Source organism: Ensifer sp. GW823-FHT05D09 (assembly GCF_058795755.1).
Genome location: NZ_JBXAIA010000001.1, coordinates 1,093,556 through 1,117,442, shown reverse-complemented (window position 1 = coordinate 1,117,442; position 23,887 = coordinate 1,093,556). Strand labels below are relative to the sequence as shown.

24 protein-coding genes are annotated in these 23,887 nt (G+C 61.2%); 16 read left to right on the top strand and 8 right to left on the bottom strand.

Annotated features, from left to right (window positions below):
• The first annotated feature begins 300 nt into the window (after nucleotides 1–300).
• The 3 genes from AC1Q80_RS05510 to AC1Q80_RS05500 all read left to right on the top strand — a co-directional run bounded on the left by AC1Q80_RS05510 (nucleotide 301) and on the right by AC1Q80_RS05500 (nucleotide 2,594).
• Nucleotides 301–657 carry a hypothetical protein gene (locus tag AC1Q80_RS05510; protein WP_173420979.1) on the top strand — a complete coding sequence of 119 codons (357 nt, stop codon included), beginning with the start codon at nucleotides 301–303 and terminating at the stop codon, nucleotides 655–657.
• Nucleotides 658–858: 201 nt separating this feature from the next.
• The gene (locus tag AC1Q80_RS05505) at nucleotides 859–1,233 is read left to right on the top strand and encodes a PilZ domain-containing protein (RefSeq protein ID WP_176351898.1); all 375 of its coding nucleotides are present in this window, start codon (nucleotides 859–861) and stop codon (nucleotides 1,231–1,233) included.
• A 236-nt stretch (nucleotides 1,234–1,469) separates the two neighbouring features.
• Entirely contained in the window at nucleotides 1,470–2,594 is a 1,125-nt protein-coding gene (locus AC1Q80_RS05500; RefSeq protein ID WP_492359825.1) for a pyridoxal phosphate-dependent aminotransferase, read from the top strand.
• A gap of 66 nt (nucleotides 2,595–2,660) precedes the next feature.
• Here the strand turns inward: AC1Q80_RS05500 and AC1Q80_RS05495 are convergent, their stop codons facing one another.
• On the bottom strand, nucleotides 2,661–2,927 hold the full coding sequence (locus tag AC1Q80_RS05495; RefSeq protein ID WP_065787316.1) for a sel1 repeat family protein: 267 nt from the start codon (nucleotides 2,925–2,927) through the stop codon (nucleotides 2,661–2,663).
• A gap of 594 nt (nucleotides 2,928–3,521) precedes the next feature.
• Here AC1Q80_RS05495 and AC1Q80_RS05490 point away from each other — a divergent pair.
• From AC1Q80_RS05490 to AC1Q80_RS05470, 5 genes are all read left to right on the top strand, one after another.
• Nucleotides 3,522–3,863, top strand: coding sequence for a DUF2147 domain-containing protein (locus AC1Q80_RS05490; protein WP_492359824.1), 342 nt, complete (start codon nucleotides 3,522–3,524; stop codon nucleotides 3,861–3,863).
• A gap of 390 nt (nucleotides 3,864–4,253) precedes the next feature.
• The gene (locus AC1Q80_RS05485; protein ID WP_115420674.1) at nucleotides 4,254–4,427 is read left to right on the top strand and encodes a hypothetical protein; all 174 of its coding nucleotides are present in this window, start codon (nucleotides 4,254–4,256) and stop codon (nucleotides 4,425–4,427) included.
• Nucleotides 4,428–4,440: 13 nt separating this feature from the next.
• The gene (locus AC1Q80_RS05480) at nucleotides 4,441–4,617 is read left to right on the top strand and encodes a hypothetical protein (RefSeq protein WP_162174731.1); all 177 of its coding nucleotides are present in this window, start codon (nucleotides 4,441–4,443) and stop codon (nucleotides 4,615–4,617) included.
• A gap of 93 nt (nucleotides 4,618–4,710) precedes the next feature.
• Nucleotides 4,711–5,031 carry a YnfA family protein gene (locus AC1Q80_RS05475; RefSeq protein WP_492359823.1) on the top strand — a complete coding sequence of 107 codons (321 nt, stop codon included), beginning with the start codon at nucleotides 4,711–4,713 and terminating at the stop codon, nucleotides 5,029–5,031.
• 76 nt (nucleotides 5,032–5,107) lie between these two features.
• On the top strand, nucleotides 5,108–6,610 hold the full coding sequence (locus AC1Q80_RS05470; RefSeq protein WP_173419396.1) for an AMP nucleosidase: 1,503 nt from the start codon (nucleotides 5,108–5,110) through the stop codon (nucleotides 6,608–6,610).
• A 204-nt stretch (nucleotides 6,611–6,814) separates the two neighbouring features.
• On the opposite strand, the gene AC1Q80_RS05465 is transcribed toward AC1Q80_RS05470, so the two are convergent.
• Both AC1Q80_RS05465 and AC1Q80_RS05460 read right to left on the bottom strand, forming a co-directional pair.
• A complete protein-coding gene (locus AC1Q80_RS05465; RefSeq protein WP_173419395.1) occupies nucleotides 6,815–7,726 on the bottom strand; it encodes a diacylglycerol/lipid kinase family protein in 912 nt (303 codons plus the stop codon).
• A gap of 153 nt (nucleotides 7,727–7,879) precedes the next feature.
• Nucleotides 7,880–8,347, bottom strand: a complete 468-nt coding sequence (locus AC1Q80_RS05460; protein ID WP_053246850.1) for an Lrp/AsnC family transcriptional regulator — start codon at nucleotides 8,345–8,347, stop codon at nucleotides 7,880–7,882.
• A 150-nt stretch (nucleotides 8,348–8,497) separates the two neighbouring features.
• Here AC1Q80_RS05460 and AC1Q80_RS05455 point away from each other — a divergent pair, with 150 nt between their 5' ends.
• On the top strand, nucleotides 8,498–9,409 hold the full coding sequence (locus AC1Q80_RS05455) for a DMT family transporter (protein ID WP_209787020.1): 912 nt from the start codon (nucleotides 8,498–8,500) through the stop codon (nucleotides 9,407–9,409).
• Between the two features lie 70 nt (nucleotides 9,410–9,479).
• Here AC1Q80_RS05455 and AC1Q80_RS05450 read toward each other — a convergent pair whose 3' ends face one another.
• The 3 genes from AC1Q80_RS05450 to AC1Q80_RS05440 form a co-directional block, all read right to left on the bottom strand.
• On the bottom strand, nucleotides 9,480–10,367 hold the full coding sequence (locus AC1Q80_RS05450; protein WP_492359822.1) for an ABC transporter permease: 888 nt from the start codon (nucleotides 10,365–10,367) through the stop codon (nucleotides 9,480–9,482).
• Nucleotides 10,368–10,485: 118 nt separating this feature from the next.
• The gene (locus AC1Q80_RS05445) at nucleotides 10,486–11,484 is read right to left on the bottom strand and encodes an ABC transporter substrate-binding protein (RefSeq protein ID WP_492359821.1); all 999 of its coding nucleotides are present in this window, start codon (nucleotides 11,482–11,484) and stop codon (nucleotides 10,486–10,488) included.
• Between the two features lie 263 nt (nucleotides 11,485–11,747).
• A complete protein-coding gene (locus AC1Q80_RS05440; RefSeq protein WP_492359820.1) occupies nucleotides 11,748–12,320 on the bottom strand; it encodes a CGNR zinc finger domain-containing protein in 573 nt (190 codons plus the stop codon).
• A 95-nt stretch (nucleotides 12,321–12,415) separates the two neighbouring features.
• Here AC1Q80_RS05440 and AC1Q80_RS05435 point away from each other — a divergent pair, with 95 nt between their 5' ends.
• Nucleotides 12,416–13,315, top strand: coding sequence for an alpha/beta fold hydrolase (locus AC1Q80_RS05435; protein WP_492359819.1), 900 nt, complete (start codon nucleotides 12,416–12,418; stop codon nucleotides 13,313–13,315).
• Nucleotides 13,316–13,405: 90 nt separating this feature from the next.
• Here the strand turns inward: AC1Q80_RS05435 and AC1Q80_RS05430 are convergent, their stop codons facing one another.
• Nucleotides 13,406–15,070, bottom strand: a complete 1,665-nt coding sequence (locus AC1Q80_RS05430) for an electron transfer flavoprotein-ubiquinone oxidoreductase (protein WP_492359818.1) — start codon at nucleotides 15,068–15,070, stop codon at nucleotides 13,406–13,408.
• 482 nt (nucleotides 15,071–15,552) lie between these two features.
• Between AC1Q80_RS05430 and AC1Q80_RS05425 the strand changes: the two genes are divergently transcribed.
• From AC1Q80_RS05425 to AC1Q80_RS05405, 5 genes are all read left to right on the top strand, one after another.
• The gene (locus AC1Q80_RS05425) at nucleotides 15,553–16,851 is read left to right on the top strand and encodes an Hsp70 family protein (protein WP_173419388.1); all 1,299 of its coding nucleotides are present in this window, start codon (nucleotides 15,553–15,555) and stop codon (nucleotides 16,849–16,851) included.
• A 41-nt stretch (nucleotides 16,852–16,892) separates the two neighbouring features.
• On the top strand, nucleotides 16,893–17,786 hold the full coding sequence (locus AC1Q80_RS05420; protein ID WP_492359817.1) for a uracil-DNA glycosylase: 894 nt from the start codon (nucleotides 16,893–16,895) through the stop codon (nucleotides 17,784–17,786).
• A 142-nt stretch (nucleotides 17,787–17,928) separates the two neighbouring features.
• Complete coding sequence (locus AC1Q80_RS05415; RefSeq protein ID WP_112807130.1) at nucleotides 17,929–18,105, top strand: hypothetical protein; 177 nt, start codon at nucleotides 17,929–17,931, stop codon at nucleotides 18,103–18,105.
• Nucleotides 18,106–18,169: 64 nt separating this feature from the next.
• Entirely contained in the window at nucleotides 18,170–18,325 is a 156-nt protein-coding gene (locus tag AC1Q80_RS05410; RefSeq protein ID WP_173419386.1) for a hypothetical protein, read from the top strand.
• Between the two features lie 210 nt (nucleotides 18,326–18,535).
• On the top strand, nucleotides 18,536–19,828 hold the full coding sequence (locus AC1Q80_RS05405) for an MFS transporter (RefSeq protein WP_209787027.1): 1,293 nt from the start codon (nucleotides 18,536–18,538) through the stop codon (nucleotides 19,826–19,828).
• Between the two features lie 10 nt (nucleotides 19,829–19,838).
• Here the strand turns inward: AC1Q80_RS05405 and AC1Q80_RS05400 are convergent, their stop codons facing one another.
• Nucleotides 19,839–20,777 carry a DMT family transporter gene (locus tag AC1Q80_RS05400; RefSeq protein WP_492359816.1) on the bottom strand — a complete coding sequence of 313 codons (939 nt, stop codon included), beginning with the start codon at nucleotides 20,775–20,777 and terminating at the stop codon, nucleotides 19,839–19,841.
• Between the two features lie 421 nt (nucleotides 20,778–21,198).
• Here AC1Q80_RS05400 and pepN point away from each other — a divergent pair, with 421 nt between their 5' ends.
• The gene (pepN, locus tag AC1Q80_RS05395) at nucleotides 21,199–23,847 is read left to right on the top strand and encodes an aminopeptidase N (protein ID WP_492359815.1); all 2,649 of its coding nucleotides are present in this window, start codon (nucleotides 21,199–21,201) and stop codon (nucleotides 23,845–23,847) included.
• Nucleotides 23,848–23,887 lie beyond the last annotated feature (40 nt).

Sequence of the window (23,887 nt, the reverse complement as noted above, 5' to 3'; positions counted from 1 at the left end):
CCCCTCACCTCCTGGCTCTTCGGGAGCAGGAGACAGGAGGCGCACAACCCCATTGCCGGCATTTCGGGACGATGCCACCGCCCCACAGTCATGCCCTGATGAAACTATTACGTATGAGCCAGGGGCTTTCAATGTCCCCGATCGCCATATTTTTTGAGCCTCGTCCTCCGGACTGCGCCGCAAGGTCGAAGCAAGTCGGCAACCTTAACTCAGACGCCGCATCTCTTGCGCCGGGTGATTCCGGGCGGGCGCGATGCGTCTCCTGCGCCAAGGAAAGGCTATGCGTTATCGGAGCTTGCCATGTCGATGAAAATGCATGTCGCGGAAGCGAAGCCAGGGCAGCTGGCAACCACGTATCAACATTACTTCATTGAGCGTCCCTGCCGAATCCTGATCATCGGCCAGCACCTCAAGGCAAAGACCAAATATCAATGCCTGCTGCGTCACATTTCGATCGCCGGCGCCATGCTCGACTTCAATGCCGCGCTGATGGTGCCAAAACACTTCTTCCTCCAGATCGACGGGTTCAAGGAGGAGATCGGCTGCTCTCAGGTCCATCGTAGCGGTGCTGAGCTCGGCGTCCGCTTCAACATGCTGCTCGCCCCGGACTTCGTCAGCCGGCTGATCCGCATGCAATTTTCTAGCGGTGGCTTTTGAGCCCCGCCGGCTTCGCCTCAAGGAAAACGACCGACGTTACATTTTTATCGATCTCCTTCAGGGGATTGCAAACTTCTGCACCGAAACTGCACTCGACTTACCTCGGCATTCACGCGAGGATTAAGCGTGGACAAATGAATTGCCCACGATCGAAGGCCGAATGATCGCATTTCGCGATCCGGCGCAGGCGGAGAATGACAGATGCAGCAGACGATGTATTCCTGCGTGCCCTCGCCGTTCTACGAGCGTCGATACGAACGCTTTTCCATCGGCCATGCCGCCACCCTGACGACGGTACAGCCCGGGCTTGGCAGCGTGTCGGTCCGCACCTGTCGGATGATAGACATCTCGCGTGGCGGCGCGAGCTTTGCCGTGCAGACCACGATCGGATTGCCGCAGCACTATTATCTCCACATCATCGGCACGTCGCTTCGCATCGGCTGCGCCGAGGTCTATCGCAACGGCGAGCGCATCGGCGTGCAGTTCATCAAGCCGATCGAACAGACCCTGCTGCGCGAGATCATCCGGCAGGAATTCTTTACCGGCCAGAACGCCAAAGCACCCAAGCGCCGCTAGGTCTTGCCCTGCTGGCTCTCGCCCGTCGAAGCGCTACAATCCGCGTCGCCATTTTCTCATCAAGGCTGTTCCGCATCACCAAAGCATTCGTTGCAGGGCTGCGTGTCCGCTTAGGCGGGCAAACGTTGCTGCAACACTTTGAATCGCGGCATCGTTTTGCCCTCAAATCGATTCCGATTTAGGGAATTATGCAGTAAGTTCCGCGAACTTTGTTCGAACGGGGCCCTATATCCAGCATGTCCGCCTTTACTCGTTTCACGCCACTCATCCAATCCCTGCCCTCCACCATTCCGTTTGTCGGACCCGAGGCCATCGAGCGCCAGCGCGGACGCGCTATCGCGGCCCGCATCGGTGCAAACGAAAGCGGCTTCGGGCCTGCCGAAAGCGTCGTGCAGGCGATGCGGGAGGCGGCGACCGGAACGTGGAAATATGCGGACCCGGAAAACCATGATCTGAAGCAGGCGCTGGCCACTCGAATTGGTGTCTCGGCCGCCAACATTGCGATCGGCGAAGGCATCGACGGGCTGCTTGGCCAGATCGTGCGGCTTGTGATCGAACCTGGCATGCCGGTCGTCACCTCGTTCGGCGCCTATCCGACGTTCAACTACCACGTCGTCGGGCATGGTGGACGGCTGGTGACGGTGCCCTATGTCGGCGATCGCGAGGATCTAGACGGCTTGCTTGCTGCGGTCAAAAAGGAGAACGCCCCGCTCGTCTACTTCGCCAACCCTGATAACCCGATGGGAAGCTGGTGGGGGGCCGAGCGTATCGTCGAATTCGCCAAGGCGTTGCCGGAAACCACGCTGTTCATTCTGGATGAGGCCTATTGCGAGACTGCGCCGGCGGAAGCCCTGCCGGCGACCGACGCGTTCATCGACATGCCCAATGTCGTGAGAACCCGGACTTTCTCGAAAGCCTATGGGCTTGCGGGCTCGCGGGTCGGTTACGTCATCACCACGCCCGGGACCGCCCAGGCGTTCGACAAGATCCGCAATCATTTCGGGATGAACAGGATCGGCGTCGCAGCAGCAGTCGCGGCACTCGCGGATCAGGATTATCTGGCAACGGTCACGGCGCGGATTGCGGGTTCGCGCGAACGCATCGCTGAGATCGCCAGACACAACGGCATGTCGCCGCTCGTATCGGCCACCAATTTCGTTGCGATCGATTGTGGGCGCGACGCGGTCTATGCGCGCGCGATCGTCGATACGCTGATGAGCGACCACGGCATCTTCATCCGCATGCCCGGCGTCGCTCCGCTCAACCGCTGCATTCGCGTCAGCACCGGCCCGCAAGCGGAGATGGATTTGCTGGAAGCAGCCTTGCCCAACGTTATGGCGAAACTGGCTGGCGGCCAGTAGGTCATATATCCGGCGCCTGCCCGCTCGCGGGCGCCGCTGGACGGGAGCGCGAGCCCCGCCTGTTTCTCAGTGAACCGTCATCCATTCGCGGGCGGCGCGAAGAGCGGCCGCCAGATCGGCCTTGCTCATGGTCATCGAAAGGTCAGCGCGCAAATCGACGGCGCGGTCGCAGCCCTTGATCGCGGCGATATTCAGCCATTTGTGGGCGGCCACCAGATCGACCGGACGACCGCGACCGGTGGCATAGGCCAGCCCCATCTCGCAGAAGACGTCCGCCTGGTTTTCACCACCCATCGCGGTATTCGAAGCAACCTGCATATCAAAGCGTGCCATTGTCTTGTCCCTGTTTTGCCTGGTTGGTTTTCCGAAGCGGCCCGCCCTTTAGAGGCGGACCATGCTACAGATCAGCATTTGTTTTTGGTCCCTGTTCGACCGAGCCTCTTTGCGGGCCTTTCCGAACCGCGCCGTCTTTTGCAGCGTCATCTTCGGTTGATTGGCGGGGTGAATTTCTCCGCTCGTCTTATGGGTCTTACTATGCGGCACCGCCTTCAATACGCGCTTAAAATGCATGATTAATTTGAGACAAACAAAGTTCAAACACTTGGTAAACTTGAGTTTTTGTTAAACATCGAAAGGCCGGAAATTCGGCGCTTTCGCATAAAAATTTACGAAATATTCAACCGCCGATTTCAACCAAATGGTAACCACGAAAAAAGGACCTAAACCGCAGATGCTGTGTTTCCTCGATTTTTCTCCGCCGGAAACCGGCAAAGAAAAAGCATAAACGGGTGCGTTCAAGCCAGTTTACCTTTACGTACGCGTAAGCTATCTTGCCCGCGGCGGTGAGGAGACTGCCTTTCAAACGAGGATATCTGCAGAGATGCCGGCGAAGCGGACCGCGCCGGCGACTTCTATCTGGAGGAATGAATGATACGTACCTTGATCATCACAGCGGCTCTCGCTGTCGGCGTTGCCGGAACGGCTGCTGCCGCCGAACCGATCGTCGGCAACTGGAAGACCGCAACCGGCGCGACGGCCGAAATCGCCCCTTGCGGCGGCGCCTACTGCGTCACGTTGAAGACCGGCAAATTCGTCGGCAAGCGGATCGGCAACCTGACCGGCACGGGCGGCAACTATTCCGGGGAAATCACCGATCCGGAAACCGACAAGACCTATAGCGGTTCCGGTGCGGTCGACGGCAACTCGCTAAAGATGAAGGGATGCGTGCTCAAGGTTCTCTGCAAAACGCAGACCTGGTCGCGCCTCTAGACCGCCGGGCCTTCAGAAGGGCGCACAAAGCACGCTCCGGTACTTGAATTCCAGAGCACCCGATCGGCCTTCGGTGTATCTATTGAAGGGCGGGATACTCCAGGAACGATCCTTCCAAAATGGGTGCCCCTCAGATGCCCTCCGATCATCGACAAGCCCGCCGAGATTTTCGGCGGGTTTTGTTTTTGCAAGGACGGGCCCATCGAGCCGTCAACCCAACACCACCCACTGCCTGATTACCGCGTTTGCCGCGCCCTACCCGCGAGAATGACGGCGACATCAATCGCAAGATGAACGCCAGATGAACGGCGATATCAGCAAGAGTTCAGTTTGGTTGTGCGAAAACCCACTCAATCGATTTGAACCGCCTCCAGACCAACGGACAGAACCATGGACATTCTTGCTCGGCGCCTCACCATTATCAGCCTTCTGATGGTTGTTTTCGCGATGACCCTTGCCGCCGCAGTCAGTGCAGACACCGAACGTCGCCGCACCAACACCTATCTCGGCTCGCTGACCGATTGCACCGCACATACGGCGCAATACTGCCAAGCCAAGCTCTAACGGAGAGACCGACATGCTGGCCGCCCTTTCCACCTCCGCCTTTCTCTCGCTGCGTGTTCTTGCACTTGCCAGCCTGCTGATGGCGCCGGTTGGGGCGCTCGCCTATAGCAAGGCCAACGGCCTCGGCATCGGCAAGCAGGGCGCCGGCCTCGTTCTCTTCGTGACGCTGCAGCGCCAATCCATGAGCTGACCGAAGGCGCCACCAGCGCCTTTTATTTTGCCTTCCTCTCTTGCATCGCCAAACGCCTTCCTGTCCTTTCACGCGTGAAAGGATCCGCCATCCATGCCAGCCTATGCCGTCTATTCGCTTGCTGCCCTTGCCGAGATTGCCGGATGCTTCGCCTTTTGGGCCTGGCTGAAACTCGACAGGCCGATCTGGTGGCTGATCCCGGGCGTGGCGTCGCTGGCGCTGTTTGCCTGGCTGCTGACCTTGATCGACAGCGAGGCGGCCGGCCGCGCCTATGCCGCCTATGGCGGGGTCTATATCGCCGCGTCGCTTCTATGGCTGTGGCTCGCCGAAGGCATCAAGCCCGATCGCTGGGATCTGGCCGGAATGACCGTCGCCCTCGTCGGCAGCGTCATCATTCTCGCCGGACCGCGCTAGAGTTGTTCTGGTCGGTGCGGTTGTGCATGCCGCATCTTGTCGTTTGCTTGTCAGAAGCCGCAGCCTATAATGCGACATGAACAAGCGAATCTCTTCACACTCCGTCCTTTCCGTCTCCACACCCGACCCGTTCGAGCCACAGTTCTTCGAAGATCCGGCGGCCGCGGTCGATTGCCTGGAGGCACTTTACGATCGCAATACCCGGTTCCTCACAGAGGCTTTCGAGGGGCTGGGCAAGAACGGCGTTCCGATGACGCGCTATCGCGCCTGCTACCCGCAGGTCAGCATCGAAACCAGCAGCTTCGGCCATGTCGATTCCCGCCTGTCATACGGATATGTCAGCGCACCGGGCGTTTACACCACGACGATCACGCGACCGAAACTGTTCCGGCACTATCTGAAGGAACAGTTGGGGCACCTGATGCGCAATCACGGCCTCGGCGTCACCGTGTCGGAATCCTCGACCCCGATCCCGCTGCATTTTGCGTTTGGGGAAGGCGCGCACGTCGAAGCATCGGCCGGCGATTCCATCGATATTCCGCTGCGCGACCTGTTCGACGCGCCGGACCTGACGACGACTGACGACGAGATCGCAAACGGCTCCTATGAACCGGGCCCGGGCGAACCCTCGCCGCTGGCACCGTTTACAGCCCAGCGCATCGACTATTCTCTGGCCCGCCTCAGCCACTACACGGCCACGAGCGCGACGCATTTCCAGAACTTCGTGCTGTTCACCAACTACCAGTTCTATATCGACGAGTTCTGCGCCTGGGCACGCCAGCAGATGGCGGAAGGCGGCAATGGCTACACGGCCTTCGTCGAACCCGGCAACATCATAACGCCCGCCGGCGCCGACAAGCCCGAAACGGATTATACGCTCGCCCGCCTGCCGCAGATGCCCGCCTACCATCTGAAGAAGAAGGGCCATGGCGGCATCACCATGGTCAATATCGGCGTCGGCCCGTCCAACGCCAAGACGATCACGGACCATATCGCCGTGCTGCGCCCGCACGTCTGGCTGATGCTCGGGCATTGCGCCGGTCTCAGGAACAGCCAGCGCCTCGGCGATTATGTGCTTGCCCATGCCTACATGCGCGAAGACCATGTGCTGGACGACGACCTGCCGGTCTGGATCCCACTGCCGGCACTTGCCGAGGTTCAGGTGGCGCTGCAGGACGCTGTCGCCGAAGTCACCGGCTACCGCGACTATGATCTCAAGCAGATCATGCGCACCGGCACCGTCGCCACCATCGACAATCGCAACTGGGAACTGCGCGACCAGCGCGGACCGGTCAAGCGCCTGTCGCAGGCGCGCGCCATCGCGCTCGACATGGAATCGGCGACGATCGCGGCCAACGGCTTCCGCTTCCGGGTACCCTATGGCACGCTGCTTTGCGTTTCCGACAAACCGCTGCACGGCGAGCTCAAGCTTCCGGGAATGGCCACGACCTTCTATCGGACGCAGGTCAGCCAACATCTGAAGATCGGTATTCTGGCTCTGCAGAAGCTGGCTTCGATGCCGCCCGAAAAGCTGCATTCCCGCAAGCTCAGAAGCTTTTACGAGACGTCGTTCCAATAATCGGTAACGACCCTTCCGGCTCTCTCCACAGTCGCACCGTGTCCGCGACAGCGGATGCGATGCATGGCAAATGGAAGTTGGCGCCAGCCAATTGGTCCTGCGCCATACGGCAAGGACGACCACGACGACAGCATCGGCTGCCTCAGGCGCGTGGCCGAGCCCCGGAGCGATCGATTGGCCCCGGGGTCACGGACCGCCCCGGGGTTAAGAACCAGGCCTATCGGCACCGACGAGCAATTTCAGTTCGCCCGGATGGATCCTTAGAGCGACGTCCCGCCCCATCGGCAGAAGTTCGCCATCGATCACGCAGTTGATCTTCCGATCAACCTTGGGGAAATGCAGGTCCAGCGCATGGCCGCTCATTTCCGTAATCACGGGATTGTCGCGAAACTTGCCACGCAGCACGTCGAGCGCCAGCTTGGCAACGCCGGGCGGGCTGAGCGGCGGCGCAGTGTAGAAACCGAGGTGGCCGGCCGTCACATCGTCCGCATACATCAGCGTATCGCGCCCGAACGGATTGTTCGACACGGACACCGCCGAGACATGGCGGCTTTCATGATGGCCATCCACGTCGAACTCGATCTCGAAATCCGGCGGATTGAGGATGACCCCGACGGCAGCGCGCGTGCTGGCCGTAATCTTGCCCAGCCGCGATCGAAAGCTGAACGACTCACGGTAGCGCACCATGCGCGCGTGCAGCCCCATCGAAAACTGGTGCACGAAGGCGCGGCCGTCGGCGCTGCCGATGTCGCCATCGATGATGGTGCCCTGCGCCAGAACCTCCGGCGCCTTCCAGATATCGAGCGGCAATTTCAGTGTCCGCGCAAAAAGGTTCATCGTCCCGGCCGGGACAACGCCAAGCGGCATGCCGGTTTTCCAGGCTACACCGGCGGCTGCCGAAATCGTGCCATCGCCGCCACCAGCGACGATCGCGTCGAGATCGTCGCGCCTGCAGGTCTTTTCGAGTGCCTGCTGCATCTCGGCACCCGAGACGGTCGCGATCTCGATCTGGTGGCCGGCGTCGCGAAAGATCGCCTCAACCTTACTGCCATAGGCCGTCATGTCCGTCGTTCGGAAGGTTCCACCGTCCCGATTGAAGATCGCTTTGATTTTCATGAAAGGCTTACTGGCTCCATTGCCGTGACACGAGGGCGGTCACCGCGATGAGATAAGCGCAATCGGCGCCGTTTCCAGTGCCTTACAAAAACTTAACCTGCCGCCTGCGGGAGATGGGAACCCGATTTCGCTATCGCCGACCTGCTTTCAGTCCTACTCCGGCAGCTTCAGCGGGCCGCCCGTCTTGATCGAGCGGATGGCGAAATTGGAGCGAATGTCCGTCACGCCGGGCATCGCCAGCAACGTCTCCGTCAGCAAGGTCTCATAGGCCGACAGGTCCTCGACGACGACTTCGGCCAGGAAATCGGCATTTCCTGAAATCAGGAAGCAGGACACGACCTCGGGAATGGCAAGCAGTGCCTCCTGCTGACGCTGGGCATTCTCGCGGCTGTGCTGGCCGACCTTGATCTCCACGAAAACGGTCAGCCCAAGCCCCACCTCCTTGCGGTCGATGTCAGCCCGATAGCCACGCAGGATGCCAGATTTCTCCAGATTTCGGATGCGCCGCAGGCAAGGAGACGGCGACAGATTGACACGTTCGGCAATCTCCACGTTCGTTGCCCGCGCATCCTCCTGTAGGATCTTGAGAATCGCGAGGTCGAATTTATCCAGATTTGGCATAGCTGACATTCCAATGAGGCCATTTTGGCACATGATTGCGCACCATAGGCTATTCCGAGCATAAATCGCAAGGACATGCCTTGCCCATTGGCAGTAATCTTCTTCCCAGCCCCGATAACGACGGGCATCCAATTCGGGAAGGAAAATCAGATGGTTGCGCTCACACTCGATCGCGGCACCACCGCACCCGTCGCCACCGGCTATGCCGGCGCCTTCATCACCGTGCTGATCTGGGCCGGGTGGATTCTTGCGACACGACACACCGCCGGCACCGCGCTCGGCACGATAGACCTTGGCCTTATCCGCTACGGCATTCCAGCACTGGTCCTCACACCGGTGTGGCTGAAGACCGGGTTGCTACCGGCCAAGCTGCCGGCGCTCCTGCTCATCCTGATGGTCGCGGGCTCCGGCGCGCTGTTCTTCCAGGTCGCAGCCTTTGCCATTCATGCCACACCCGCATCTTCGGTCGGCGTGCTGCTCGGGGGCTCGATGCCGCTGGCAACGGCACTGATCGGCATTACCGTTTTCGGTGAGCGGCCCGACCGCATGCGTATCGCCGGTTTTGCCGCGATCGTCGCCGGCGTCGCCCTCCTGCTTGCCCGCAGCCTTGCCGGCACCACCGGCACCGGCTGGGCCGGCTACGCGCTGCTTCCGGCGGCAGCCACGCTCTGGGCAATCTACACCCACGCCTTCCGGCGCTCCGGCCTCAGCCCGCTCGAAGGCAGCGCACTGATTGCGGTCTGGTCGTTCCTGATCCACCTGCTGCTTGCCGGCATCTTCGGCAGCACGCTTGTCAGCGTTCCATTGAAGGAGATCGCCTTGCAGATCACCAGCCAGGGCCTTCTCTCGGGCCTCGTCGCCATGGTTGCCTATGGTGTCGCGGTCCGCAGCCTCGGCGGAACCCAGGCCGCCGCGTTCACGGCACTGACGCCGGTGTTGGCGATGATCGGCGGTGCCGTCCTTCTCGGCGAAGAGATCGGCCCATTCGAGATCGTTGCCGCGATCATCACGGCAGCCGGCGTCGCGCTCTCGACCGGCATCCTTTCACCGCGCAAGCCGTAAAGGGTCGGAACGAAAAATGGCCCGGAAGCGACAGCTTCCGGGCCATTTTGTTTGTTGGCGCCGTCATTTTTCAGCCGTGAACGATCTCGCGATGCTTCTGAAGCCGGTGGCCGTAGGCCTGGCTGACGCGGTCGAAGATGATGGCGATGCCGACGATGGCCAGGCCATTGAAGATGCCGAGCGTGAAATACTGGTTGGCGATCGCCTTCAGCACCGGCTGCCCAAGCCCCTGAACCCCGATCATCGAAGCGATGACCACCATGGCCAGAGCCATCATGATCGTCTGGTTGATGCCGGCCATGATTGTCGGCAATGCCAGCGGCATCTGCACGTTCTTCAGTTTCTGCCAGCCGGAAGAGCCGAACGCGTCGGCCGCCTCCAGCACATCCTTGTCGACGAGGCGGATGCCGAGGTTGGTCAACCGGATCATCGGCGGGATCGCGTAGATCACAACGGCAATCAGCCCCGGCACCTTTCCGATGCCGAGCAGCATGACCACCGGGATCAGATAGACGAAGCTCGGCATGGTCTGCATCACGTCGAGGATCGGATTGACCACATTCTGGACGCGGTCAGAGCGCGACATGACGATGCCGAGCGGTATGCCGATGGCGATCGACAGCACGGTACAGACGAAGATCATCGAGATCGTCTTCATCGTATCGTCCCACATGTCGAAATAGCCGATGAGCAGCAGTGTGCCGATGCAGCCGGCGACGATCTTCCAGTTCCGGCTGGCAAACCAGGCGAGAGCAGCAATCAGCAGGATGATGATCGGCCAGGGCGTGCGCGTCATGAAGCGCTCCGACTGGATCAGAAAGAACTGTAACGGCTCGAAGAACGCTTCAATGCCGTCGCCATAGGCGCGCGTGAAGGTGCGAAACCCCTCGTCGATCGCCTTTTTCAATGCCCGCAGGCGGTCGTCATCCATATGTGGAAATTGGGTCAACCATTCCATTTCATTCCCCTTCACTCTTCCACGGTGGCGACCTTGTTTTTGTTTTGCGTCCACCAACCATCAACCAAAGGGCGGCGCACGGAACAGTGCGCCGCCCGATTTCATCAGTCGATGGCAATCAAAGCGCGGCCTTGACCTTCTCGGCAATGTCAGGGGAGACCCAGGTGGTCCAGATATCAGGGTTTTCCTGGAGGAAGTGCTTTGCACCTTCCTCGCCGCTTGCCTGGTTGTCGGTCATCCAGGCCATCAGCTTGTTGACGGTGTCGTTGGTCCAGGCGCGCTTGTTCAAGTAGTCCATGGCCGGACCGGCGCGATCGGCAAAGGTCTTGGTTACCAGCGTCTGGACCTTGTCCTTCGGCCAGTCGTTCTTCTTCGGATCCGGGCAATCGGCAACCGTGTTGCAGCGTTTCCATTCCGCAGCATCAGCCTCGACGCCGTGGCCGAGCTTCACCATCTCGTACTTGCCGAGAAGTGCCGTCGGTGCCCAGTAGTAACCGACCCAACCCTGCTTGCGCTCGTAGGCCTTGGCAATCGAGCCATCGAGGCCCGCAGCCGAGCCGGTATCGACCAGCGTGAAGCCGGCCGCCTCGCCGCCATAGGCCTTGTAGAGCTGGGTCGTGACAACCGTGCCGCCCCATCCTTGCGGGCCATTGAAGACGGCGCCCTTGCTGGCGTCTTCCGGATCCGGGAAGAGATCCTTGTGCTTCAACACATCGTCGATCGTCTTGATATCGGGGTTGGCGTCGACGACATATTTCGGCACCCACCAGCCCTGCACCGCGCCATCGGAAAGCGCCACGGCGGCACCGACCAGCTTGCCTTCTTCAAGGCCGCGATTGACAACATCAGGCAGCAGATCCACCCAGCCTTCCGGCGCAATGTCGGGCTGGCCCTTTTCGATCATCGAGGTGATCGTCGGCACGGTATCGCCGACGACAAGCTCGGCGTTGCAGCCATAGCCTTCCGTCAGAATGATCTTGTCGACACTCGCCAGAACCTCGGCGCTCTGCCAGTTCATGTTGGCGATCGTCACGTCGCCGCATTCGGCTGCCGAGGCCGTGCCGGCAAGGCCAAGAAGGCCGGCGGCCAGGCAAGTCGTTGTAAGAAGCTTGTTCATTTCTGTTCCCTCTGCTCTGGCGGTACGTCCCGTCGGACGACTGATCTCACCGCAGTGATCGGCCGCGTGTCAACAGGCTCCGGTCCAACGCAAAAACAACAGGGACCGAATGGCCTGCAGATCCGTCGACGCGCTTGGCACGACAACGACACCTCCAGGCTATAGGGTCTTTCCGGCAAGGACTTTCCCATTTGCGTCAACGATTGCCTTTCCTAATGTTCCCGCCGTTGCCGGCGCATGGGGGAAGGAAAGACCACGTCCGATCAGGGCGACTTGCTGCGCTTGTAGTAGCGCGACACGCGGACCCGGTTTCCGCAGCGGGCGGCCGAGCACCAGCGCCGACGGGCATTGTTGCCGACGAACAGCATGACGCAGTCATCGGCCTCGCATTTGCGGATGAGCCCGGCATCCGGCCCCGCCAGCAACAGGGCGGCATCCTCCGCCAGGAAACCTGCCAGCTGGACGCCTGATGTTCCCGCCCTTTCGCTTTTGACCGCAGGTGCATCCCTCCAATCCAGCCGCCGCGTCACCGGCGCTGCAGCCATAGCCGCATTGAGGCCGGCGACATCGCCTGCCGCCACATCCCGACCTTCCATCAGGCTCCTGACTGCCGAGGCCACGTGGTCGCGCACAGCATGCACCAAAGCCAGTTCTTCAACGGCAAGCCTGCCGGCAACCAAGAGAGAGGCGTCCTGCAACCGACCCGCCTGCTGCTCTACCCACGCGGCAAGCCCATCCGCATCGCCGATAAGGTCAACGGGCCCTTCCCCGGTCAACGGACGCGTGTTGATCAGGTCCAGCGCGAGGGGCTCTCCAACGAAAGGGATCAATTCCATGTCATGCTCATTTATATAATGCATATTTTTGATATTGACACATTAGATTCTCCAGCGCAATTCTAATGCATAAACATTGGAAACAGGAGTGTGACATGAGTGCGATCAGCGTCCCCGCCATTCGGCACCGCTTTGCGGTCGTTGACGGCGTCAAGATCTTCTACCGGGAAAGTGTGCCGGGCGATGCGGATGCGCCGACGCTGCTCCTACTGCACGGGTTTCCCTCATCCTCGCATCAATACCGCCGGCTGATGGACGCGATTGGCGGCCATTATCGCCTGATTGCACCTGATTATCCGGGCTTCGGCCACAGCGACGCGCCCACTTCGACGAACGAAGGAGGCGAGTTTCTCTACAGCTTCGATCGCCTCGCCGACCTGATCGAAGGTTTTGTCGAGGCCCTGTCGCTCAGGCACTTCTTTCTCTACGCCTTCGATTTCGGCGCCCCAGTCGGCTTCCGATTGGCAAGCCGCCGTCCCGAACTGATCGACGGGCTGATCGTCCAGAACGGCAATGCGTACCGGGAGGGTCTTTCAGACACAGCCCGTGACTTCATCGCGCTCGCGCCTGGAGACGAAGGCGCTACAGAACAGGTCCGGCAGTTGCTGACGCTGGAGATGACGCGGGCGCAATATGAAGGCGGCACATCCGACCCGGAACTGGTCGCCCCTGATGGCTGGACGATGGATCAGCATTTCCTTGACCGGCCGGATCGTCGCCAGCCGCAGATCGATCTCGCCTTCGACTACAAGAGCAATCTGACGCGCTATCCGGAATGGCAGCAATGGCTGCGCGACGCGCGTCCGCCTGTTCTCATCACTTGGGGGCGCAACGATCCGTTCTTCACCGAGGCCGGCGCTCGCGCCTTCCTGGCCGACGTTCCGGAAGCCGAGCTTCATCTGTTCGATACGGGCCATTTCGCCCTCGATGAACGCCTGCCCGAGATCGCACCGCTGATCGCCGAGTTCGTCGATCGGATATCGGCGCGCAATTGACATGAAAAAGGCGCCGGGCAAGTGCGCGGCGCCTTCCAGATGCTTGCTGTTCGGAGGTTGAGTTTTGCGCAGTCGCGCGAATACCCATCCTTACATGTTGGGATAGACAGGTCCTTCGCCACCCTGCGGCGGCACCCAGTTGATGTTCTGGTTCGGGTCCTTGATGTCGCAGGTCTTGCAGTGCACGCAGTTCTGCGCGTTGATGACGAAGACCGGCTTGCCGTCCTTCTCCACCCACTCATAGACCCCGGCGGGACAGTAGCGCGTCGACGGCCCGGCAAAGACGTCGAGCTCCGAGGTCTTCTGCAGTTCCGGGTTCTTCACCTGCAGGTGGATCGGCTGGTCTTCCTCATGGTTGGTGTTCGACAGGAACACCGAGGACAGCCGGTCGAAAGTCAGGACGCCGTCGGGCTTGGGATAGTCGATTTTCTGGTGCTGCGCTGCCGGCTCGAGCGCCTGTGCGTCGGTCTTGCCGTGTTTCAGCGTGCCGAAGAACGAGAAGCCGAACAGCTGGTTGGTCCACATGTCGAGACCGCCGAGCGCCACGCCGATCGCCGTGCCGAACTTCGACCACAGCGGCTTGACGTTCCTGACCCGCTTCAGATCCTTGCCGATGTCGGTCTGGCGCCATTCGTTCTCGATCTCGACCGGCTCGTCATTGGCCCTGCCCGACGCGATCGCTTCGGCCAGCTTGTCGGCCGCCAGCATGCCCGAGAGCACCGCATTGTGGCTGCCCTTGATGCGCGGCACGTTGACGAGGCCGGCCGAACAGCCGATCAGCGCGCCGCCGGGGAACGACAGCTTCGGCACCGACTGGTAGCCGCCCTCGGTGATGGCGCGAGCGCCGTACGACAGGCGCTTGCCGCCCTCGAAGGTGCCGCGGATGGCCGGATGGGTCTTGAACCGCTGGAACTCCTCGAACGGGAAGAGATAGGGGTTCTTGTAGTTGAGGTGCACGACGAAACCGACGGCGACCATGTTGTCTTCGAGATGGTAGAGGAACGAGCCGCCACCGGTCTTCATGCCGAGCGGCCAGCCGAACGAGTGCTGCACCAGGCCGGGCTTGTGGTTCTCGGGCTTGACCTGCCAGAGTTCCTTGAGGCCAATGCCGAATTTCGGCACGTCGCGGTCTTTGGAGAGATCGAATTTCGAAATCAGCTGCTTGGCCAGCGAACCGCGCACGCCCTCGCCGATCAGTGTGTACTTACCAAGGAGCGCCATGCCGCGGGCAAAGTTCGGGCCAGGCTCGCCATTCCTCTCGATGCCCATGTCACCGGTGGCAACGCCGATGACGGCGCCTTCGGCGTTATAGAGAACTTCGGTTGCTGCAAAGCCCGGATAGATCTCGACACCGAGCGCTTCGGCGTGACCGGCAAGCCAGCGACAGACATTGCCGAGCGAGACGATGTAGTTGCCGTGATTGTTCATCAGCGGCGGCATGGCGAAGTTCGGCAGGCGGATCGAGCCCGCGGGGCCGAGCAGCAGGAAGTGATCGTCCTTGACTTCAGTCTTGAACGGATGATCCGCCTCGTCGCGCCAACCCGGCAGCAGCCGGTCGATGCCGATGGGATCGACCACGGCGCCCGACAGGATATGCGCGCCGACTTCGGCGCCCTTTTCCAGAACCACCACGGAAAGCTCAGGATTGATCTGCTTCAGCCGGATCGCGGCTGAAAGACCCGCAGGCCCCGCGCCGACGATCACCACGTCGAACTCCATGCTCTCGCGCTCGGGTAGCTCTTGTCGCTCGCTCATTCCGTCTCTCCAGTCCCGCCGGTCTTCTGCCAGCTCAGTTCCCAGGCCATATCATCTCGTCATGGCAAATGCAGTTTGGCTTGTCGAGCCGGGATGCGACAGACGATGCCCGCTTTTGCGCATGAGGTCATGAGTTTAGCACAAATGTCTATATGACGTGAACGTAAACGTAAATATGTCATTTCGCCGCTGTCATTGTGGGCTGCCGGGCTTGCAGCCTTGCTTTTGCCGAATAGCCATGTCACGAGGCCGGTCATTCGACATTCCGGCGGAAGACGCCGGCAATCCCATCCGCAACCGGCATTTCGGCAAGGCGCCCACGGCGCCGGAACGGCATGCCTTTCGCTGCATTCCAGGTGTCGCCGACCTCCCCGGCACAGGCCTTGAAAGCAGCGTGCGGAACAAAGCCGTGTCGCCTTGCGCAGCCCTGGACAGGGCATGGCGCAACGACACCAAAGACACAGGACGTCAGGAGACATCACATGGCCAGAGCACTGGGCTTCGATTTCGGCACCACCAACTCGGTCCTCGCTGTTTCGGCAGGCGACACCACCCATTCGATGAATTTCGACAGCCTGGCGGGCAGCACCGACGCCATGCGCACGGCACTCTCCTTCATGAAGGATCCGAACCTCGGCGCGTCAGCGTTGAAGGTGGAAGCAGGACAGGCGGCCATCCGCTCGTTCATCGACAATCCCGGCGACTGTCGTTTCCTGCAGTCGATCAAGACCTTCGCCGCCAGCCCACTGTTCCAGGGCACGCAGATCTATGCCAAGCGCCACAGCTTCGAAGACCTGATGCGGGTGTTCCTGACCAAGCTGAAGGACTATGCCGGCGACGATTGGATGAGCCAATATAGCCGCATCGTCGTCGGCAGACCCGTCCGTTTCGCCGGTTCCAGCCCCGATCCGGCATTGGCACTCGAGCGCTACAGCGCTGCCCTTTCGGAATTCGGCTTCCCCGAAATCCACTATGTCTACGAGCCGGTGGCGGCGGCATTCTACTTCGCCCAGAACCTCAAGCGCGACGCGACCGTGCTGGTTGCCGACTTCGGCGGCGGCACCACCGACTATTCGCTGATCCGTTTCGAGACCAAGGCGGGGCGCCTGACGGCGACGCCGATCGGTCACTCGGGCGTCGGCATCGCCGGCGATCATTTCGACTTCCGCATCATCGACAATGTGATCTCGCCGCTGATCGGAAAGGGGAGTCTGTTCAAGAGCTTCGACAAGCTGCTTGAAGTCCCGTCGAACTACTATGCGAATTTCGGCCGCTGGAATCAGCTTTCCATCTTCAAGACCTTGAAAGACTTCACGGAACTGAAGAAGCTGGTGCGCCAGAGCCTGGAGCCGGAAAAACTCGAGGCCTTCGTCGACCTGATCGAGCATGACGAGGGTTACCCGCTCTACCAGGCGATCTCCGCAACGAAGATGCGCCTGTCGCAAGAGGAAGAGACGGAGTTCTATTTCTCGCCGCTCGGCGAGATGTCTCGCCGCACCGTGCGCCGCGCCGACTTCGAAGGCTGGATTGCGCCCGAGCTTGCCCGCATCGAGGAAGCGCTCGACGAGGTCCTGACGACAACGGAGACGCCGCCCGCAAGCATCGACAAGGTGTTTCTCACCGGCGGCACCTCCTTCGTGCCGGCGGTGCGCAACCTGTTCGAGCGGCGCTTCGAAAAGGACCGGATCGAAAGTGGCGGCGAATTGCTGTCGATCGCCCACGGTCTGGCGCTGATCGGCGAACACGACGATATCGGCCACTGGACCGCGAATGCGGCATGAAGCCATTGGACCGACTTTTCTGACGTGCTAGGTTGGCGCCCATGATCTCTGCCGACACCCTCTCCCCCGGCCAACTCGCCGCCCTGCTCGCCTTCCATGCGGACGCGGGTGTCGAGTGGTTGATGGAGGAGGAGCCTGTCGATCGCTTCGCCGAGTTCGAGGCGATGAAGGCGGCGCGTTCGGAGCAGCGCCAGCAAGCGGGCGCAAGCCAGCCCGCAGCCCGCTCGGAGGCAGCGCCTGCGACGCGACAGCAGGCAAGCCCGGCCGCCAGTCAGGCCCGTGAAACGCGCGCTCCGGCCCCCGCCGTCAACGCCCCGGCGGTCGCCATCCCCGACGCCCAGGCCGTCAAGGAGGCGCAGTTTGCCGCCGATTCGGCACGCTCGCTTGCCGAGCTGCGCCTCGCCATGGAAGGCTTCGTCGGCTGCAATCTCAGAAACAGTGCCCGCAATCTCGTCTTTGCCGAAGGCGACGCGTCAAATGGCGTCATGATCGTCGGCCCCATGCCCTATGCGGACGACGATCGCGACGGCCAGCCCTTCTCGGGAAGGCTCGGCGACATGCTCAACCGCATGCTTGCCGGAATCGGGCTGTCGCGCGAGAACGTTCTTCTCAGCAACGTCGTGCCGTGGCGCCCGCCGGGCAACCGCGTGCCGACCGCGCGCGAAGCCGACATCTGCCGCCCCTTCATCGAGCGCCAGGTTGCGCTCGCCGAGCCCAAGCACCTGTTGCTGCTCGGCAATTTCACGGCGCGCTTCTTTTTCGGGGGGAGCGACACCATCCACCAGCTGCGTGGCGAATGGCGTGAACTTCAGATGGGCGGACACACGGTCCAGACGCTGGCGACACTGCACCCGCAGGACCTGGTGTCAGCGCCGATCAACAAGCGTTTCGCCTGGCAGGATATGCTTGCGTTCAAGGCCCGTATCAACGGCTGACCGCCGCCTGTCCTTTTCATGAACAAAGTGTGAAGAAAGCCATGCGGTTTGCGCATATCTGTGCGGCGTTCTGATGCATTGCAAAATCCATGCTGCAGCGCAATATATCGGAACGGGAGGAATGGAATAAGGAACAAGAACCATGACTGCCCGCTTTCGCCCGATCCACAGCAGCTTTGAGACGCTCCGTCATACGGGCGCTGCTCTGCGGACGCCGTTCAACCGTTTCGGCACGGCAGCCAACGAGCAGATGACTGCAATCGGCCTTGCCCGGACCACCCGTCCGTCGCAACTTTTCGCCGACTTCATTCAGCGTTGATCGCTACGCGGTGCGCCGAGGCGTGCCGCCCTAATGAGACGACGATAAGACAAGGAACACGATCATGACCAAGCCCATCGCAAGCCTCAGGGTCCTGTTCGATTCGATCGCCGATATCGGCACAGCCGTTCGTGCCTCGCGCGAATACACCGCGCTCAGCACCACCAAGGATGCCCGCCGCGCTCATCGCTCGGCGATCAGCCCGCTGCTGCCGAACTGACAATGCCCGACGACGGACAGTTACCGTCTTTTTGCTATCGGTTGTCGCAATCGACAGCGCCTTGAAAACTGGATACAGCCACACTCGTTTCGAGTTTGAAGCGATCGGTTCATCCGGCATCACCGCCTGACTGCCCTCGCTCCACGTCGCGCCTTCGTTGCCAGCCATCCGGTTGGTCAACTCGGCGCGTATTTGTTTTCAGGAGCGCCGATGCTGGCCAGTCTCGCTTCCGTCCTCAGCCTGATGCTGTCCACCCTGTTGATGATGGTGGCCTTCGGGCTTCAGAGCTATGTCATCCCAGTTCGATCCGTCGCCGAGAACTGGTCGACGCTGACTGTCTCGGTCATCGCCACCGGCTACACGGTCGGCTTCACGCTCTCCTGCATCGTCACGCCGAAATTCGTGCTGCGCGTCGGCCATGTCCGCGTCTTCACGGCACTGATCACCCTGCTTTCGATCGCCATCCTGCTTTGCGGGCTCGTCGTCGACTGGCGCCTGTGGATCGTCTTTCGCGCCATATCCGGCTTTGCCATTTCCGGCAGCTATCTCGTCATCGAAAGCTGGCTCAACGAAAGGGTGACCAACGAGAACCGCGGCATGCTGTTCTCGCTCTACCTCATCACCACGATGGTCGGCACCATCGGCGGGCAATACATGGTGCCGCTCGGAGACCCGACCAACACGTCGCTCTTCATCCTGTGCGGCGTGCTGTTCTCTTTGGCGCTGCTGCCGACGGCGCTCTCCTCCTCTCCCATGCCGGCACCGCCGGCACAGGCGCGGTTCGATATTCCCGGACTGTTTCGCCGCTCTCCCGTGGCCGTGGTCGGCGGCTTTCTCGCCGGCGCACTTTCGGGCGCCTGGCTCAATCTCGGCGGCGTGTTTACCCAGAAGATCGGCCTCTCGACGGCTGAAGGCGCAACCCTGCTTGCCTCGCTCCTGACCGGCAGCGCCATTTCGCAGATCCCGATCGGCCGCGCCTCGGATCGCATCGACCGGCGCATCGTCATGGCCGGCTGCGGTATCGTCGGGGTTATCTCCTGCCTGGTCATGTCTGCCTCCATCGGCAGCAGCCCGACGGTGCTCTATGTGATTGCTGCCTTCGTCGGCTCGGTGCTGTTCCCGATCTATGCGCTCAACGTCGCGCATGCCAACGACCTCGCCAAACCGGACGAGTATGTCGAGATCTCCTCAGGCCTGATGATCACCTACGGCCTTGGCACGATCTCCGGCCCGCTCATGGTCGGGCCCGTGATGGACCGCTTCGGGCCGGCGGCACTGTTCATCGTGCTTGCCGTCTACTTCGCTCTCTATGGAGGTTACGCCGCCTGGCGCATCCTGCGGCGCGGCCAGCACGAAGGCCTCGTCGCCAAGACCGACTTCCAGGCGACCACGGTGCTGCCGACACCGGGACCCGACGTCACAAGCCCGACCGCCCAGCAGGCATCGCAGGAGAGGCTGATCGAGGACGACACGGTGCCGGCCTGGGAGCGCCAGCCAGAGTAGATCCGGGATGTCAGCCCTGGGGCGTGACGTGCTTGCGCGCGCCCTTGCGCTCCAACCCGAGACGATGTTCGCGAAAGATGATGAAGATGCCGGCGCCGACGACGATGGCAGTGCCGATCAGCATCGTGCCCGTCGGAATGTCCTCGAACAGAAAATAGCCGATGATCAGGCCGAGCACGATCGACGTGTATTCGAACGGCGCAATCGTCGACATGTCGGCGTGGCGGTAGCTTTCGGTCAACAGGATCTGCGCCACGCCGCCGCAAAAACCGGCGACCATCAGCAAGAGGAACGCTTCCTGCGAGATGCTTGGCCAGCCGAACGGCAGGGTGGCCAGCGAAAAGACCGAGGCCGAGAGCGAGAAGTAGAGCACGATCGTGTGGGTGCGCTCGGCCTTCACCAGCTTGCGCACCAGCACCATGGCAATCGCGCCGAGGGCTGCCGAAAGCAGCACCGCTGCCGCTCCGAGCGCCTCGGACGACCCCAGACCACCTTCACGAAACAGCGTCAGCCGCGGCCAGGTGATGATCATGACGCCGACCAGGCCGATGGCGACAGCAGACCAGCGGTAGAGGCGGACGGTCTCGCCGAGAAAGATCGCGGCAAAGGCAACGGCGATCAGCGGCATCGCATAGCCGATGGCGATGGCTTCCGGGAGCGGCAAATGCACAAGACCATAAAAGCCGAAGCTCATTGCCAGGATACCGACGAAGCCGCGCGCGATGTGGCCACCCAGGTCTTTCGTCTTGAATGCATCGCGCACTTTGCCGCGAAAGGCGAGATAACCGAGGATCGGCACCATGGCGAATGCGGATCGATAGAAGGTGATCTGGCCAGTGGCGATATCGGTTCCCGCCGCCTTGATCAGGGTCGACATGCAAACGAAAATGACGACCGAAAGGACCTTGAGCAGGATCCCTTTCATCGGGTTTTCGACTTCGGCATCCATGGAAAGCACTTCTCGGGCCTGCGCGGACAAGGACCGCAGCGGCGACAGTTTGGGAGATTTGGGTGAGAAGCTCACCGGAGAACCATGTCACTGTAGCCGTGCTGCCCGCGAAAGTCGGATCAAACTTCTTGATGACTTGTGTTTTTTCTTGATGAATTCGCAGTCGTCGCGCCGGCCGCAAAGATTTCTTTAGCGAGGTCGAAAAAAACCTTTCCGGTTTATTTCTTGTTAGTGCCACTTCGATACACGTCAAAGCGATAAGGGAGCGGGAAGAATACCGGACGCCATGTCTTTTCTGCCGGAAGTGCGGTCGCCGGCATCACAATCGTGTGGCATATCCGGCTTTTCGCCCTTTGGCCTTTTCACCATCACAAGCGCCCTCTACAAATCCACCAGTAGCAAGGCGCGAGCGGGACTGACCATGCGGACAAATACTGGCCAGATCATTCATCTGGAAGACTACCGGCCGACCGACTTCGTTCTTGAAAGAGTGGATCTGACCTTCGAACTAGACCCGAAGGAAACGAAGGTCGAAGCGCGGCTGATCCTGCATCGGCGGGAAGGCGTGGACGCATCGGCGCCCCTGGTTCTCGACGGCGACGAACTCGTCATGACCGGCCTGCTGCTCGACCAGGAAGAGCTTGCAGCCTCGCTCTACGACGTGACCGACGATACGCTGACCATCCGTGGCCTGCCCGAGACCGCCCCGTTCGAAGTCACCATCACCACGTTGCTCTCGCCCGAGACCAACACCAAGCTGATGGGTCTCTACCGCACCAACAGCGTCTATTGCACGCAGTGCGAGGCGGAAGGCTTCCGCCGCATCACCTATTTCCCGGATCGCCCTGATGTTCTCGCCGTCTATACGGTCAACATCATCGCCGACAAGAAGTCCGCGCCGCTGCTGCTTTCCAACGGTAACTATCTCGGCGGCGCCGACATGGGCGATGGCCGGCATTTTGCCGCCTGGTTCGATCCGCATCCAAAGCCCAGCTATCTCTTTGCGCTGGTTGCCGGCGACCTCGGCGTAGTCGAGGACACGTTCACCACCCTGTCTGGCCGCGAGGTCGCGCTGAAGATCTATGTCGAGCACGGCAAGGAGCCGCGCGCATTTTACGCCATGGACGCGCTGAAGCGCTCGATGAAGTGGGACGAAGACGTCTTCGGCCGCGAATACGATCTGGACATCTTCATGATCGTCGCCGTCTCCGACTTCAACATGGGCGCCATGGAGAACAAGGGGCTCAACGTCTTCAACGACAAATACGTGCTGGCCGACCCGGAAACGGCGACCGACGCCGACTACGCCAACATCGAAGCGATCATCGCACACGAATACTTCCACAACTGGACCGGCAACCGCATCACCTGCCGCGACTGGTTCCAGCTCTGCCTCAAGGAAGGCCTGACGGTTTACCGCGACCACGAGTTTTCTGCCGACATGCGTTCGCGCGCCGTCAAGCGCATCGCCGAAGTCCGGCACCTGAAATCGGAACAGTTCCCCGAGGATGCGGGCCCCCTCGCCCACCCGGTCCGGCCGACGAAGTATCGCGAAATCAACAATTTTTACACGACGACCGTCTATGAGAAGGGCTCCGAAGTCACCCGGATGATCGCGACCATTCTCGGTCGCGACCTGTTCAAGAAGGGCATGGATCTCTATTTCGAGCGCCACGACGGCCAGGCTGTGACGATCGAGGATTTCATCGCCTGCTTCGCTGAAGTCAACGGCCGCGATCTCAGCCAGTTCTCGCTCTGGTACCATCAGGCAGGCACACCGCTGGTGACGGCCTCCGGCGCCTATGACGCGGCAAAACAGACCTTCACACTGTCGCTCGAACAGACCGTGCCGGCGACACCTGGGCAAAGTGCCAAGGAGCCGATGCACATTCCGTTGCGCATGGGCCTGCTGCTTGAAAACGGTGCGGAAGCCGACCTTTCGAGCGTGTCGGGCGCCGACATCACCGGCGACGTGCTCCATCTCACCGAGCGTAAGCAATGGGTGGTGTTCTCCGGTATCACCTCGCGCCCGGTTCCATCGTTCAACCGCGGCTTTTCTGCCCCGATCAACCTGCATATCGAGCAGTCCGACGACGATCTGGCGCTGATCGCCCGGCATGAGAGCGATCTGTTCGCCCGTTGGCAGGCGCTCAACGCCATTGCGCTTGCCAATCTGGTATCAGCGACAGCCGACGTTCGTGCTGGCAAATCCGTCACTGTCGAAAGAGCCCTCATCGATGGCCTTATCGGCGCGGCCGCCGACGACACTCTTGAGCCGGCATTCCGGTCGCAGGCGCTGTCGCTGCCAAGTGAAGCCGACATCGCCCGCGAGATCGGCGCCGACAACGATCCAGACGCCATCCATACCGCCCGGCAGCAGGTCCTCAAGGCGATCGCCGTTGCCGGACGCGAGACCTTCCTCCGGCTCGCGGACGAAATGGCGTCGAAGGCTGCCTTCAGCCCGGATGCGGAAAGTGCCGGACGCCGCGCTCTGCGCAACGCCGCCCTCACCTACCTCGTCCATGGCGAAGACAATCCGGCGCGGGCGGCCGAAGCCTTCGCAGCCGCCGACAACATGACCGACCTCAGCCATGCGCTGGCGCTGCTGGCGCACCGGTTCCCGGACGCAGCCGAGACGGCTCAGGCACTGGCAACCTTCCGCAAGCGATTTGCCGACAACGCGCTCGTCATCGACAAGTGGTTCGCCGTTCAGGCGACGATCCCGGGCGCCGGCACGCTCGATCGCATCAAGACCCTGATGACGGAGCCGCTTTTCAACGGTAACAATCCGAACCGCGTGCGGTCGCTGATCGGCAGCTACGCCTTCGCCAATCCGACAGGTTTCAACCGCGCCGATGGCGAGGGGTATCGTTTCCTCGCCAAGCAGATCCTCGACATCGATCCGCGCAATCCGCAACTCGCAGCGCGCATCCTGACCTCGATGCGCTCCTGGCGCTCGCTCGAAGACGTGCGCGCCGGTCACGCCCGCAATGCGTTGAAGGAAATTGTAAGCGCGACCAAGCTTTCAGCCGATGTCAGCGACATCGTCGAGCGCATGCTCAAGGCCTGAAAAACCTGGGAAAAACAGGTGTTATCGAGAGGCCGGGCCG

Excerpts from the sequence above, each read along its gene's own strand:
- AC1Q80_RS05510 (WP_173420979.1), top strand. The coding sequence starts at position 301 with ATGTCGATGAAAATGCATGTCGCGGAAGCGAAGCCAGGGCAGCTGGCA.
- AC1Q80_RS05505 (WP_176351898.1), top strand. The coding sequence starts at position 859 with ATGCAGCAGACGATGTATTCCTGCGTGCCCTCGCCGTTCTACGAGCGT.
- AC1Q80_RS05500 (WP_492359825.1), top strand. The coding sequence starts at position 1,470 with ATGTCCGCCTTTACTCGTTTCACGCCACTCATCCAATCCCTGCCCTCC.
- AC1Q80_RS05495 (WP_065787316.1), bottom strand. The coding sequence starts at position 2,927 with ATGGCACGCTTTGATATGCAGGTTGCTTCGAATACCGCGATGGGTGGT.
- AC1Q80_RS05490 (WP_492359824.1), top strand. The coding sequence starts at position 3,522 with ATGATACGTACCTTGATCATCACAGCGGCTCTCGCTGTCGGCGTTGCC.
- AC1Q80_RS05485 (WP_115420674.1), top strand. The coding sequence starts at position 4,254 with ATGGACATTCTTGCTCGGCGCCTCACCATTATCAGCCTTCTGATGGTT.
- AC1Q80_RS05480 (WP_162174731.1), top strand. The coding sequence starts at position 4,441 with ATGCTGGCCGCCCTTTCCACCTCCGCCTTTCTCTCGCTGCGTGTTCTT.
- AC1Q80_RS05475 (WP_492359823.1), top strand. The coding sequence starts at position 4,711 with ATGCCAGCCTATGCCGTCTATTCGCTTGCTGCCCTTGCCGAGATTGCC.
- AC1Q80_RS05470 (WP_173419396.1), top strand. The coding sequence starts at position 5,108 with ATGAACAAGCGAATCTCTTCACACTCCGTCCTTTCCGTCTCCACACCC.
- AC1Q80_RS05465 (WP_173419395.1), bottom strand. The coding sequence starts at position 7,726 with ATGAAAATCAAAGCGATCTTCAATCGGGACGGTGGAACCTTCCGAACG.
- AC1Q80_RS05460 (WP_053246850.1), bottom strand. The coding sequence starts at position 8,347 with ATGCCAAATCTGGATAAATTCGACCTCGCGATTCTCAAGATCCTACAG.
- AC1Q80_RS05455 (WP_209787020.1), top strand. The coding sequence starts at position 8,498 with ATGGTTGCGCTCACACTCGATCGCGGCACCACCGCACCCGTCGCCACC.
- AC1Q80_RS05450 (WP_492359822.1), bottom strand. The coding sequence starts at position 10,367 with ATGGAATGGTTGACCCAATTTCCACATATGGATGACGACCGCCTGCGG.
- AC1Q80_RS05445 (WP_492359821.1), bottom strand. The coding sequence starts at position 11,484 with ATGAACAAGCTTCTTACAACGACTTGCCTGGCCGCCGGCCTTCTTGGC.
- AC1Q80_RS05440 (WP_492359820.1), bottom strand. The coding sequence starts at position 12,320 with ATGGAATTGATCCCTTTCGTTGGAGAGCCCCTCGCGCTGGACCTGATC.
- AC1Q80_RS05435 (WP_492359819.1), top strand. The coding sequence starts at position 12,416 with ATGAGTGCGATCAGCGTCCCCGCCATTCGGCACCGCTTTGCGGTCGTT.
- AC1Q80_RS05430 (WP_492359818.1), bottom strand. The coding sequence starts at position 15,070 with ATGAGCGAGCGACAAGAGCTACCCGAGCGCGAGAGCATGGAGTTCGAC.
- AC1Q80_RS05425 (WP_173419388.1), top strand. The coding sequence starts at position 15,553 with ATGGCCAGAGCACTGGGCTTCGATTTCGGCACCACCAACTCGGTCCTC.
- AC1Q80_RS05420 (WP_492359817.1), top strand. The coding sequence starts at position 16,893 with ATGATCTCTGCCGACACCCTCTCCCCCGGCCAACTCGCCGCCCTGCTC.
- AC1Q80_RS05415 (WP_112807130.1), top strand. The coding sequence starts at position 17,929 with ATGACTGCCCGCTTTCGCCCGATCCACAGCAGCTTTGAGACGCTCCGT.
- AC1Q80_RS05410 (WP_173419386.1), top strand. The coding sequence starts at position 18,170 with ATGACCAAGCCCATCGCAAGCCTCAGGGTCCTGTTCGATTCGATCGCC.
- AC1Q80_RS05405 (WP_209787027.1), top strand. The coding sequence starts at position 18,536 with ATGCTGGCCAGTCTCGCTTCCGTCCTCAGCCTGATGCTGTCCACCCTG.
- AC1Q80_RS05400 (WP_492359816.1), bottom strand. The coding sequence starts at position 20,777 with ATGGATGCCGAAGTCGAAAACCCGATGAAAGGGATCCTGCTCAAGGTC.
- pepN (WP_492359815.1), top strand. The coding sequence starts at position 21,199 with ATGCGGACAAATACTGGCCAGATCATTCATCTGGAAGACTACCGGCCG.